The organism is Undibacterium sp. Ji22W (assembly GCF_049340305.1).
Lineage (GTDB): Bacteria > Pseudomonadota > Gammaproteobacteria > Burkholderiales > Burkholderiaceae_D > Undibacterium.
The window spans coordinates 524,241-536,928 of sequence record NZ_JBMPOU010000002.1 but is presented as its reverse complement, the minus strand read 5'-3'; the positions used below and the strand labels follow the sequence as shown (position 1 = coordinate 536,928).

Genomic DNA, 12,688 nt, shown 5'->3' with positions numbered 1-12,688 from the left:
AGTAGTATCGCTACCTTTTTCCGTAATTCTCTATTAAGCCTGAAATCGTGTCTAACGGGACGATTTTGTCGACGGCACCAAGTTTGACGGCCTCTTTAGGCATGCCGTAAACCACGCAAGTCTTTTCATCTTGGGCGATGGTCTCGGCTCCTGCATCATGCATATCACGCATACCTAGAGCACCATCGTCTCCCATGCCTGTCATGATAATTCCCAGAGAATTTCTACCCGCACATTTCGCTACTGAGCGGAATAATACATCGACCGAGGGACGATGCCGATTGACTGGAGGGGCATCCAAAATTTCCACATGGTATTGTGCACCGCTGCGTTTGACTTGCATGTGACGACCACCGGGAGCCACTAGAGCGCGCCCAGGAATCACACGATCGCCATTTTTCGCTTCCAGTACTTCCAAGGCACAAATCCGATTGAGACGATCTGCGAAGGCTTCAGTAAATTTTTCAGGCATGTGTTGAACGATCACTATGCCCGGAGCCGTTCTGGATAATTTGGTCAGTACAACTTCGAGTGCCTGCGTGCCACCGGTGGAGGTTCCTATTGCCACCAGTTTGTCGGTTGTGACTGCCATAGCGCTGGCGAAATTGGCGTCGAGCGCTGGCATTACTTCATCGATTTTCAGTTTCGCCGCTGGGGTGAGTACTTGCGCAGTCAAATTACGAATTGAGCGCAGATTGGCGGATGCCGCAGCTTTCACCGCTTGTACGATATCGCCTGCATCGACTTCGAGAAAACTCTTTAAGCCAGCTTTTGGTTTCGTCACTATGGCTACCGCACCCGCAGCTAAAGCTTGCATAGAGGTGGCTGCACCTTTTTCAGTTAATGTCGAACAAATGATGACCGGTGTTGGTCGTATCGACATAATTTGCTTTAGGAAGGTAATCCCATCCATGCGCGGCATTTCAACATCAAGCACGATCACATCGGGCCAATTGGCATTCATCTTGTCCATCGCAAAGATAGGATCGGGCGCTGACGCGATCACTTCTATTCCACTGTCTTTGCTTAACAATGCAGTTAACACCTGTCTTACCACCGCAGAATCATCGACCAGCATGACTTTAATTTTTGAATTCATTATTCGATAATTTTATCAACGTGTTTGACCCAGACGTCGCCTGACCATAAATCAAATTTAATACTGCGGTGACCATTACCGCCAAGGTGTTCTGATTTGATTTTGAAACCGTACTGCGCTAGCAGCTTTCTGCCGATTTCGACATTCTGTTCTGAGACTGAAAATACGCGTCTGTCTTGTCCAGGAAATTGGTTTCCGCCACCGAAAATTTTGACTTCATAATCATGCGCAAGCGTATGTGCCTTTTTTATTTCATGTAAAAAAAGATGCATGACATCTTCCGCGTATTTTCCATCTAAGGCGTTGTGATGTCCACCCCGTTTATTTTTGGGTAGCATATAGTGACACATGCCACCTATGTGTTTTTTTGGATGCCACATAGTGATAGAAACACATGATCCTAAGATGGTTCGAATGCGAGTCTCTCTATCGCCAAAATAGAAATCACCCGGCTGTAAAAAAATATCGATGTAAAAACCCGGTTCATTCATAAATTTTAAGGCGGCTCATAATGAATAGTAAATGTTCATACCGGTTTTTGGTAAATTGAAGGCGCAACTAACTTTAGTGGAGAATCAAGTCCATTGAGCGTCTCAGAGTGACTAATGATGAAATAGCCACCAGGGCATAATTTCTCACTAATTTTTTCGACCAATTTTTTCTTTGTCTCCTTGTCAAAATAAATCATCACATTTCTTAAGAAAATCACCTCGAACATTCCCAAATTCGGTAAAGGTTCAATTAAGTTAGCAATGCCAAATTGAACGCGTTGTCGAATGAGTGGATCGATCAAAAAGAAATCCTCGAATTCGTCACAGCCTTTTAAACAATATTTTTTTAAGTAATTTTTGGGGATTTTATCAGCGGCTAGCATTGGATAAAGGCCTCGTCGAGCTTTCTCTACCACTCGTGTTGAAATATCTGTACCGATCACTTCCCAATCAATGTTGGCAAACGTTTCTGCTAGTGTCATGGCTATTGTGTACGCTTCCTCACCACTGGAACTCGCCGCGCTCCACACGCGGAAATGACGCTTAAGTTTAAATTCGGGGTAAATTCTTTTTTGTAAAAATTCGAAGTGTTTTGGTTCCCGAAAAAAATACGTTTCATTTGTTGTGAGTAGATCGATTGCGACTGTGGTTTCATCCTCATAGCCGGGGCGTCCAAGTAAGGCAAAGTAGTCGCTGTAGGAATTGAGGTGCCGACTTCTTAGGCGCTTATCCAGTCTTCCCATTACCAAAGCTTGTTTTCCATCATTGAGTGCAATACCTGTGCGCTCATATAAGAAGCGCGATATCCACTCAAATTCGTGCCTTTCCAGAGTGACAGGGAGACTAGATCGAAATGCCTTATTGTTCATGTTCCGTCTCTGCTGAAAGCGCGAGCGGCTGGTCAACAGATTGACCGAGCGCCAACATTTCATCAATTGATAATACCTGATTCAGATTGAGCACAATAATAAATCGACCGTCTTTCTTTGCCATTCCACTGATAAAGTCGGGACGAATTTTTGCCCCAAAAGAAGGTGGCGGTTCGATGTCGGTAGTGGGAATTTCAATTACCTCGTTGACGGCATCTACGACGATTCCTATGCTTTGCGCTTCAAACTGATTACTTTGTTCCATTTCTATGATCACGATACTAGTACGACGTGAGATGCTGGTTGTACCGCGATTAAAACGGGCGGTCAGATCAACGACCGGCACGACGCGTCCGCGCAGATTGATCACGCCACGAATAAAATTAGGCATCATGGGTACTTCAGTCAGATCGCCATATTGAATAATTTCTTTGATATTTAATATGCCGAGCGCAAAAGTTTCGCCGCCTAGTGCAAAGGTGAGAAACTGCCCGGAATCGGACGATAGCTTGTCCTTATCGGGATTTACAGCGTGTTTGTTATTGGTTTTGCTGATCGCATTCATATCAGTCCCCTAAAACCTTTCGAACTTCGATTCATCAACGCTGTTGGAGTTGAAATTTTGTTTGATGCGTTTGGGGGTCGCACGTGTGGCATTCCGTTCGTACGTCGGGTTGGAAGAAACTGTACGATTGTTTTGACCGATTTGGAAGAAGCTCACGAGGTCCAATAATTGCTCCGCCTGACTTGTCATTTCTTCCGCCGTTGCCGCCAATTCTTCACTTGACGAGGCATTTTGTTGCGTGATCTGATTCATTTGATTCATCGCGGTGTTGATCTGTCCAACGCCTGCGGATTGTTCTTGTGATGCTGCCGCAATTTCCTGTACCAGATCCGAAGTGCGGCCAATACCAGGCACAATTTCATCAATTAAATCGCCGGCCCGTTCAGCAGTTTTGACACTGCCGCTGGCGAGGTCACCAATCTCTTTGGCCGCGATCTGACTGCGCTCCGCTAATTTTCGCACCTCAGCAGCCACCACCGCAAAGCCTTTGCCATGTTCGCCTGCACGTGCAGCCTCAATTGCGGCATTCAGCGCCAGCATGTTGGTTTGGTATGCAATGTCATCAATGATGCCTATTTTTGAAGCGATCTCTTTCATGGCTGAGACAGTCAGTTTGACCGCGTCACCACCTTCGATCGCTTCTTTGGATGCTTTGCCTGCGATGCCATCAGTGACTTTGGCATTTTCCGCGTTTTGATTAATACCGGCTGCCATTTGTTCTATGCTGGCGCTAGTTTCTTCAACGCTTGCTGCCTGCTCACTTGCAGCTTGTGATAAAGCTTGTGACGTGGCGCTGACTTGTTCTGACGCATTCGATAAAGCATCGGTCGCATTGCGTACCTCACCTACGATCGTTGCGAGTTTTTCGCAGGCAGTGTTGGCATCGTCTTTGACTTGATTAAACATTCCTGGTGCGTCGCGTGTGATGCGTTGCCCGACATCGCCTGTTGCCAATCCACCAAATATGCGTGCAATGTCTTCGATGGTTTGTGTCAGTTTCTCACTGGCGGAATTGGCGTTCTGTTTTACTTCTTCAAACATGCCCGAGTATTCGCGCGTAATACGTTGGGATAAGTCACCTTCTGCAAATGATTCGAGTACACGACTCACGTCGTCGAAGATGATTGAGGTTGTTTCCATCAAGGAGTTGACGCCGGAACATAAAGCGTAAATAGGTCCGGTTTTTCCCTCTAGAGGAATCCTCTGACTCAAATCACCATCTTTTGCGGCGGAAGTGACTTTCTGTGCTTGCTCGACGGCTTCCTTGAGCATGTCTGCTGCGTTAACTTGTTCAGTAACATCAGTGGCAATTTTTACGATTTTGAAAATTCGGCCCATTTCATCTTTGACCGGTGCATATACTGCCTGTATCCAAATCTCTTTACGTGATTTGGTAATCCGCTTGAAGACATTCTTTTGTGCCTTCCCTGCGTTGAGGTCGGCCCAAAATTGCGCATACTCTGGCAGATTTGCTTGGGACGGATCAACAAACATACGATGGTGTCTACCCTTGATTTCATCAAAATGGTATTCCAACAGTGCTAAAAAATTCTTGTTTGCATGTAAGATGTTGCCGCCAAGATCAAATTCAATATAGCCATAGGATTCATCAATCGCATCTAACACACCCTTGGCATTTTGACGTTCGAGCTCTTGTACTGTGATGTCATAGCGCACGCCAAGGTACTTTGTCGGTTTTCCGTTTTCACCTAAAAATGGCGCAATGACCGCATCGACATAATAAGGTGTGCCGTCTTTGGCACGATTCTTAATTACCCCACGAAATGTTCCGCCGCGCCCGATGGTAGACCATACTTGCTTAAAAGTTTCTTTGGGCATGTCAGGATGACGGGTGGTGTTGTGCGGCCTTCCTATCAATTCGGATCGGTTATACTTTGATACCTCAATGAATTTCTCGTTGACGGTGACGATATCACCTTTGAGATCTGAAAATGAGACGATGCTGGTGAGGTCCATAATGTCCGAACGAACTTTCAGTTCTTGTGATAATTCGGCGACCTGTTTTTGTAATGACGCCAACTCCGCGGCTTGTGCTTCAAGCTGGGCACCACTGACCAGTTTCGAAATCCAAGATGTCTTGACTTGATTCATTTCATATCTCCTTATATAGCGTAATCGTGTGTAACGAACTTCGTTTTTTTATATTCATAGTCGGTGTTCTACAAGCCAATGAATTAAGCGGATAGTAAGCGGTTAATCAACCTTGAAATAATGCTTGTATCAAATTGCGCCATATCTAGCAGTTTGGAGAACACTATCTTTTTTATCTATTAGTACTTTGTGTAGTACCTAGCAATCTTTTCTGCTCCATCCTTGAATAATGTTGCGTCATGCTTGCTACACTTAATATCAAGGCGACTTCACCACTGCCTAAAATAGTAGACCCACCAATTCCTTGGAGATGACCAAATAATTTCCCTAAAGGCTTAATCACTGTTTGAAATTCACCCATCAGACGATCAACGACCAGACCAGTTTTGTTGGTGCCGCTACTGATGATCACCACATTTTGACGGCGTGGTTCTGCGCCTTCAATCTCGAACATTTTACGTAAGCGAATGAAGGGAAGCACTTCACCACGCAGATCCATGTAATCGCGCTCTTCACATTCTTTCGGTAGCTCTACACACTCGACTACTTGATCTAGTGGAATCACGAAAGAAGACTTGCCAACACCCACTAGGAAGCCATCTATGATCGCCAAGGTTAGCGGCATCCGGATACGCATTGTGGCACCGACCCCAACTTCACTGTCGATTTCTATACTACCTCGCAGCGAGGTCACATTTTTCTTAACCACATCCATTCCGACCCCACGACCGGAGAGATTCGAAATCTGATCTGCGGTGGAAAATCCCGGTTCAAAAATCAACGCATAAATTTCCTTATCGCTTAATGGCGTACCTGGTGTGACCAAGCCTTTTTCTATGGCTTTCGCAAGAATTTTATCGCGATGTAATCCGCCACCATCATCGCTGACTTCAATCACGATACTGCCTGACTCGTGGTACGCGTTCAATCGTAAAGTACCTTGTGCAGGCTTGCCTCGTGCAAGTCTGACTGCGGCTGATTCAATACCATGGTCCATGGAGTTGCGTACTAAGTGCATGAGCGGGTCGCCAATTTTGTCCACGACTGACTTATCAACTTCAGTGTCTCCACCAGAAATTTCGAGCACTATATCTTTGCCCAGCTCGATACTCACATCACGCACGACGCGCTGAAAACGACTGAACGTGGTACCGATAGGGACCATGCGCAACTGTAAGGCACTGTCACGAACTTCTTCGACTAGGCGCATGATTTCACTGGTCGCTTCGAGTAAGGCAATGTCACTTGATTTGCTTGCGCGTAGGTTGGCGCCGGCGCCGGCGATGACCAACTCGCCTACCAGATCAATCAGCTTATCGAGGCGCTCGGCATCTACTCGAATGTTTTGTTTCTCTCTAGCCTTGGTGTCTTTGACTTGCTGTTGCTTTTGTAGCGCCGCATTCAGAATCGGCTCTTGCAACATTTCTTGTTTAACTAAAATTTCGCCAATCGGCGCCTCATTCGTTGCGCTTTGAGTTTGGTGTTGACGTCTCTGCTGCAAGTTCAGGCATTCGTCCAACTCATGCTTCGTGAGTACACCACTCTTTATCAGAATTTCACCCAATAATTCGTCATCATCGGGAAGATTATTAATGATATCGATATACTCATCAATTTTGCTGCGCGGCGGGACGATACGAATCACACTGTCTTCGCGCACAAATTCAAATACATTTTCAATCGCTTCTTTTGTGGCGCTACTTTTGAGGACAACTTCAAATCCTAAATAGCATGTCTCGGCATCCATTTGATCGATGTGCGGGATATTGTCGGTGATCGTAATCAGATGAATGACGTCGCCCAAGGTGCTGAGATAACGTATGAAAGAGAGTGGATCCATACCATTACGCAAACAATCTTGACCAAAGCGCAAAGAGAGGTACCAGTTTCCTGAATCCACGACACCGCCGCCCGATGAATGTGCGTGATGTTCGTTGTCATGTGGAATAACCTCGGAACGTAAATCGGGTGATTCTCCACGCATCAAACTATGTAATTGTTGATGTAAAACGTCGCCAGCAGCTTTTTGTTCGATTGTTTCATCCATATTGCCTGCAGCGATTCCATCAATCAGGCCGCTAATATGGTCGCGGCAGGGAAGTAGGACGGCAACCAGCGCAGAAGAAATGGGAATCTCCTCATTTCGTAACATGTCTAACAGGCTTTCAACGACATGCGTGAAATGAACGATATGCTCAAGGCCGAACAAACCAGCGGAGCCTTTAATCGTATGGGCAGCTCTAAAAATTGCGCCGATAGCATCGCTAGGGTTGGCATCATGTTCCAATCCCAGCAGACCATCTTCCATATCTTGCAGTAATTCGCGGCTTTCAATGATAAAAGTGTCAAGTGCCGCTTTCATTTCGTCTTCAAAACTCATACCTGTCCTTCCGCGTTTGAACTCGTGTTAATTCAGGTAAGGATGACCTGGTCACCAAAAGCCGCTGTCATATTGCTCATTTCCAAGACTTCCAACACGGCTTTGCTATGCATGGAGTAATGCAATCTTTTTTGACGACGAGCTGCTTCTTGTTTCATCAAGATCAGAACTTGTAAACCAGCGCTATCCATTTCTGATACTTGTGACAGATTAAGTTCTAATTCATCAGCTGACTCAAGAAATTCTTGTAATTGCTGCTTTTCTTGGGCTGCAGTGTAAATCGTCAGTTCGCCAGAAATAGTATGCACATTCACGGGTCGCCTCTAAGGTAAAATCAATTTGGAAACGGCTGCAAGCATCTGTGCTGGCTGAAATGGTTTGACAACCCAAGCCTTTGCACCCGCTGCTTGACCTTGTAATTTCTTCCCTTCTTGCGACTCAGTCGTCAGCATGATGATGGGTGTAAATTTATACATCGGAAGTTTCTTCACTTCCTGCACAAACGCGATGCCATCCATGACTGGCATATTGACGTCTGAGATGATGAGGTGAACCTTTTGTCCTTTTAATTTGCTCAATGCATCCTGCCCATCGACACCCTCGATGACAGTGTAGCCCGCTCCACGAAGTGCAAGTCCGACGACTTGTCTGACGGAAGCGGAATCATCAACAACCATTACTGTTTTTGACATGTTTTACCCCATTTATTATCGGTGCTTGTTACCACAAAAGCTTAAAAGAAAGTGATATCGGATTCGGTTGGCGCTACTGGTTTGTTACTGGATTTTGACTGAGTGTGATTCATGAACTGATCATTCATCGTGTAGTATTTTTCTAGATCGCTGAGCCATATATCTGCTGATGGGAACACTGTATTCTGCTCAATCACATCTAAAAACTTGGTGATATCGCGGTCGAGTACGTTCAGAATCTGACTTGCACGATCTTGGTACTGCAAGGTCACCAATAAGTTCTCTACTTCATGTCGAATGACTTCACCTTGACTGCGCATCAAAGTTGCCGCGTCACCTAAATTTTGAACGTGGCCTAAAACTGCTTTTACAACGTTACCAGAACGTAACAGAATTGCTTTATCTTGTTCATTAGCCTTTTGCGCTACATGCAAGGTTTCTTTGACTGCACTGCCTATTTCACTGGCCCTCATCGTGATGGTTTTTCCAGTATCTGCGGATATCATAGATAAGCGTCTCACCTCCGCAGCAACTACTGCAAAACCACGCCCGTGTACTCCGGCGCGAGCTGCTTCAATGGAAGCATTAATTGCGAGTAAATTTGTTTGTGCTGCGATAGTCGTAACACTATCTGCCATATCCTTTAACGCTGCAGTTGAGGTGGCAAGATGATTAATCGTGTCCATTAGATTATTTTTGTTTTGAATCATCGTTTCCAGATGAGCAATGACAGGTTGTAATTCATCTTGGCATATCTTTAGCAGATACATGGTTGCAGTATGGCTAGAGGAATCATTTTTGCCGTCTTGAGAGACAAATCCGGCTGCATCAAATTGCTCAATAATTGAACTGAAACTTTCAATGAGCTGCCCAACGGATGATTCAGTTTGATCTTTTACCGACAACACATGGTTGCGCCAAACAGGAAGAACGGATTGGAAAAGAACTGTTTCGTTGGTAATTTCTAAGCCGTCGGTATCTTGTTCGATATCAGTTTCTGCGCTTTCGACGGGTTTCGATTGGCGCCAGATATACGCCACGACCATCACGCCGAATGTAGAAATGAATGTAAGCAGTTCCGGTTTGACATAAATCGGAATCAACGCGAAAAACAATAGCAATGTGGCGATCGGTAGATTCAAAGAGGTCCTAGAACTTGGAGTACTCGATTTATTGAAGCCAAAAGTGTTACTCATTTTGTAGATCCCAAATTTTTTTAGACCTGACTTTGAAACATTTTTTTAGCGTTTGTGAAGGATAGATACTTGGTGTACTTTGTATTAATTCGTGAAAGGTATCATGTATTGTATTCTATGCTAATGAAACGTTGCCTTGGCGACACATTTTTTTACATTTGTGGTTAGGCGGATTTTTTTACACGTAAGATGGTGCAAATATCTTATGAACTTAGCGAACTGAACTATTATGATTCCCATTTGGCGAACAAACTTAACCCAGGTCAAATTTTCGTCATTTTGGCTTTGATATTGATACGAAATTGTTAGTTAGAAAGCACTAATTGCGCTAGTTGTTTTTTTGTGAAATCAAATAGGTGATGTAAATGACAGAACAAGCTGCACTGAACGTATTGATTGTTGATGATTACGATATGACACGTTCTCTTTTGAAAATTATTTTGCGAGGTCAAAAATTTAACGTGGTCGGCGAGGCTGCTGATGGTGAGGCTGGGGTTGAAATGTGCTCGCGATTAAAACCAGATATTGTTTTGCTTGACGTAATCATGCCAAAATTAAATGGCTTAGAGGCTCTGTTGCGAATTAAGTCTCAGCGACACCAACCTATGGTGTTGATGGTGTCGAGCGCAGAGGAAACGGCGATTGTTCAAGAAGCGATGCAAAGAGGTGCTAGCGGATTTATTCTAAAACCTTTTAATACCGAAAGTATTATTGAGACCCTAAATGAGGCTCGCATTGCTTTTACTGTAAGTGAGTCGGCAATAGTGAAACGTAAAACTTAATATTTTTTGAAGAAAATTGAGATGAATTACAATCAAAATCACAATTTCTTAGTCAAAGACATTAATGATTTGATTGTTTTCGCATCTAATTAGATGCCTCCTGCAAATTCATTTTGGCGCCAAGCTTCATATACGACAATGGCGACCGTATTTGAAAGATTTAAACTGCGATTATCCGGCCGCATAGGAAGTCGAATCCGCTGATTGAGTGGAAATGATTCGCGCAATGCGGTTGCCAAACCGCGTGTTTCTGCACCGAAGACAAAGTAATCCCCCGGTTGAAACGCGATGCTGGAAAAAGTCGATGAGCCGTGAGTAGTCATGGCGAACAAACGTTCTGCGGGCGGTTGTTCGCTGTGAATAAATGCCTCCCAATTCTTGTGTACTTTCATTTTTGCGTACTCGTGATAATCGAGCCCCGCGCGTTTTAATTTACTGTCTTCTAAAGGAAAGCCTAGTGGCTCGATCAAATGAAGTTGCACGCCCGCGTTCGCGCATAGGCGAATAATATTACCGGTATTGGGTGGGATTTCCGGTTCGACTAAAACGACGTTAAACAAAGCGATTCCTTGAAGTTACACTGAGTTTTGCATGATAGCGCAAACTTCCACATCTATCCTCGAATCCATTGGCAATATTTGGTGCAATTGGTCTTCTCAATGCCGGTTAGTTCGGGCAAAAACAAGATTCGATACACGCGCCGCGCCATGGCGTTTTAGCGTTTGTGCGATTTCATTTAATGTGGTGCCAGTCGTCATTACATCATCGATGACCGCGACATGTTGACCATCAATGGCTGGATACCATCTTGGATTGACAGTGAATGCCCCTTGGATATTTTTGTGTCGCGCGTCGGGATGTAAACTACTTTGCTGCAAAGTTTCTTTGATTCGCCATAGCAAATCTGCTTGGAGTGGGACGCCCAATCGTCGGCTTAAAGGCCGACTGATTTCTAATGCTTGATTGAAGCCACGATTGACTAGCCGCCCTCGGCTAAGTGGCACCGGACAAAGTAGGTTTGGTAGTGCCGAGCGGAGTTTGCTTTGACGTAAAATGGCATCTGCAAGTTGTTGCGCAATGATTTCGGCGTAGCTCAACTTCGCACCAAATTTCAGTCCCAGCACCAGACTGTCAACGGGAGCTTCATATTGGATCGCCACTAGCGTGGTGTCGAAATAGGGAGTCTCTTTCAGGCAGGTGCCACAACGTTTATCCATGTCGGTTGGCAGCGGCAAAGCGCACTGTAGGCAGCGATGAAAAGGATCCATCAGGTAATCTTGCTGACACCCGTTACAAATGTTGGCTGTCGACTGCATTTTGCAGAGTGCGCAATAGTCAGGTAGCAGGTGCTGGAGTAGAGTGCGCATTGCTTGGTAGGTGCTTTCTTCGATGATAGGTCAACAGGCGTTAAACCGATAAATTTTCCAAAATCCGGCAAATCGCAAGTTGAGCGGTTAAACTCCTGCCAAAATTTAATTATTCCTAGCGCCTTAATCCCTAAGTGTAAACTTGAAAAGTATTTTTTGAAACTATGCAAAGTGCCCCTATTCATTTACCTTTAGTACGTCGTTTGTTTGCAACGCCAACTCGCCTGCAGGAATCACAGTTCTTGCGTCGCGAAATCGCTGACAGAATGGCGGAAAAGTTGGCACTAATAAAAATCGATGCGAAGCACATTGTCGATGCTGGTTGCGGCGATGGGGCAGATTTATCGCGTCTGAATGTACGTTTCCCCTTTGCAAAATCGATCATGGGAATTGATGCTTCGCAGCAAGCATTGATGCAGTCCGAATTCTTTGAGGTTCAACAAAAAAGCTCACTTAACGCACTATTTCAACGCCTTTTTCATTTAAATTCGGCTAACTCCGCGGCGGTGAGTTTGCTGTGTGGTGACTTTGCGGTCTTGCCTTTGGCACCCAATAGCATTGATGTCTTGTGGTCGAATTTGGCCTTGCATTGGCATCCGCAACCGGATCAAGTTCTAGGTGAATGGTTCCGGGTGTTAGCGCGTAACGGCATCGTGATGTTTTCCAGTTTTGGGCCGGATACCTTTATCGAATTGAAGCAAGCGTTTGCCTTGGTTGATACTTATCCACATACTTTGCCTTTCGTCGATATGCATGATTTTGGCGATATGCTGGTCGCAGCCGGTTTTGCCACTCCTGTGATGGACGTGGAAAGAATCACCCTGCGATATCAGGATCCCCGCCAATTACTCAAAGATGTCCGCGCACTGGGGGGAAACCCTTTGGCGAATCGACGCCAGACTTTGCTGGGGAAAGCCGCATTTACTCGTTTGCTCTCGAACTTAGAGCAAAAGCGTGAATCCGATGGACGCATCCCTTTAACGATAGAAGTTGTTTTCGGACATGCATTCAAACCGGTGCCGACAAAACTTGCCAGCGGGGAATCCATTATTCGTTTCGATCTCCCTAAAAAATAATTAAGTTTTTGAATATTTTTTATGATCAAACAGAAGCTTGCGTGGCAAATTTCGCTAGC

General features: G+C 45.0%; 13 protein-coding genes. 2 read left to right on the top strand and 11 right to left on the bottom strand.

What is annotated here, in order from left to right; translation table 11 throughout:
• Positions 1-10: 10 nt before the first annotated feature.
• The 9 genes from ACO0KW_RS09215 to ACO0KW_RS09175 all read right to left on the bottom strand — a co-directional run bounded on the left by ACO0KW_RS09215 (position 11) and on the right by ACO0KW_RS09175 (position 9,350).
• Complete coding sequence (locus ACO0KW_RS09215; RefSeq protein WP_423052783.1) at positions 11-1,099, bottom strand: protein-glutamate methylesterase/protein-glutamine glutaminase; 1,089 nt, start codon at positions 1,097-1,099, stop codon at positions 11-13.
• Positions 1,099-1,590, bottom strand: coding sequence for a chemotaxis protein CheD (locus ACO0KW_RS09210; RefSeq protein ID WP_423052782.1), 492 nt, complete (start codon positions 1,588-1,590; stop codon positions 1,099-1,101). The genes ACO0KW_RS09215 and ACO0KW_RS09210 overlap by 1 nt, the downstream gene beginning before the upstream one ends.
• A 35-nt stretch (positions 1,591-1,625) precedes the next feature.
• Positions 1,626-2,459, bottom strand: coding sequence for a CheR family methyltransferase (locus ACO0KW_RS09205; RefSeq protein WP_423052781.1), 834 nt, complete (start codon positions 2,457-2,459; stop codon positions 1,626-1,628).
• Positions 2,449-3,024, bottom strand: a complete 576-nt coding sequence (locus ACO0KW_RS09200; protein ID WP_423052780.1) for a chemotaxis protein CheW — start codon at positions 3,022-3,024, stop codon at positions 2,449-2,451. The genes ACO0KW_RS09205 and ACO0KW_RS09200 overlap by 11 nt, the downstream gene beginning before the upstream one ends.
• Before the next feature lie 9 nt (positions 3,025-3,033).
• Positions 3,034-5,136, bottom strand: a complete 2,103-nt coding sequence (locus ACO0KW_RS09195) for a methyl-accepting chemotaxis protein (RefSeq protein ID WP_423052779.1) — start codon at positions 5,134-5,136, stop codon at positions 3,034-3,036.
• A gap of 172 nt (positions 5,137-5,308) precedes the next feature.
• Positions 5,309-7,516 carry a chemotaxis protein CheW gene (locus tag ACO0KW_RS09190; RefSeq protein WP_423052778.1) on the bottom strand — a complete coding sequence of 736 codons (2,208 nt, stop codon included), beginning with the start codon at positions 7,514-7,516 and terminating at the stop codon, positions 5,309-5,311.
• 32 nt (positions 7,517-7,548) lie between these two features.
• Entirely contained in the window at positions 7,549-7,824 is a 276-nt protein-coding gene (locus tag ACO0KW_RS09185) for an STAS domain-containing protein (protein WP_423052777.1), read from the bottom strand.
• A 15-nt stretch (positions 7,825-7,839) separates the two neighbouring features.
• Entirely contained in the window at positions 7,840-8,208 is a 369-nt protein-coding gene (locus ACO0KW_RS09180; RefSeq protein ID WP_423052776.1) for a response regulator, read from the bottom strand.
• A gap of 41 nt (positions 8,209-8,249) precedes the next feature.
• The gene (locus tag ACO0KW_RS09175; protein WP_423052775.1) at positions 8,250-9,350 is read right to left on the bottom strand and encodes a methyl-accepting chemotaxis protein; all 1,101 of its coding nucleotides are present in this window, start codon (positions 9,348-9,350) and stop codon (positions 8,250-8,252) included.
• 419 nt (positions 9,351-9,769) lie between these two features.
• On the opposite strand from ACO0KW_RS09175, the gene ACO0KW_RS09170 reads away from it, so the two are divergent.
• Entirely contained in the window at positions 9,770-10,186 is a 417-nt protein-coding gene (locus ACO0KW_RS09170; RefSeq protein WP_423052774.1) for a response regulator, read from the top strand.
• An 89-nt stretch (positions 10,187-10,275) separates the two neighbouring features.
• On the opposite strand, the gene trmL is transcribed toward ACO0KW_RS09170, so the two are convergent.
• Both trmL and ACO0KW_RS09160 read right to left on the bottom strand, forming a co-directional pair.
• Positions 10,276-10,746 (bottom strand): tRNA (uridine(34)/cytosine(34)/5-carboxymethylaminomethyluridine(34)-2'-O)-methyltransferase TrmL, encoded by a 471-nt coding sequence (gene trmL, locus ACO0KW_RS09165; protein ID WP_423052773.1) that lies wholly within the window; start codon positions 10,744-10,746, stop codon positions 10,276-10,278.
• Between the two features lie 96 nt (positions 10,747-10,842).
• Entirely contained in the window at positions 10,843-11,454 is a 612-nt protein-coding gene (locus ACO0KW_RS09160; protein ID WP_423052772.1) for a ComF family protein, read from the bottom strand.
• Between the two features lie 263 nt (positions 11,455-11,717).
• On the opposite strand from ACO0KW_RS09160, the gene ACO0KW_RS09155 reads away from it, so the two are divergent.
• The gene (locus ACO0KW_RS09155) at positions 11,718-12,629 is read left to right on the top strand and encodes a methyltransferase domain-containing protein (protein ID WP_423052771.1); all 912 of its coding nucleotides are present in this window, start codon (positions 11,718-11,720) and stop codon (positions 12,627-12,629) included.
• The last annotated feature ends 59 nt before the right edge of the window (positions 12,630-12,688 follow it).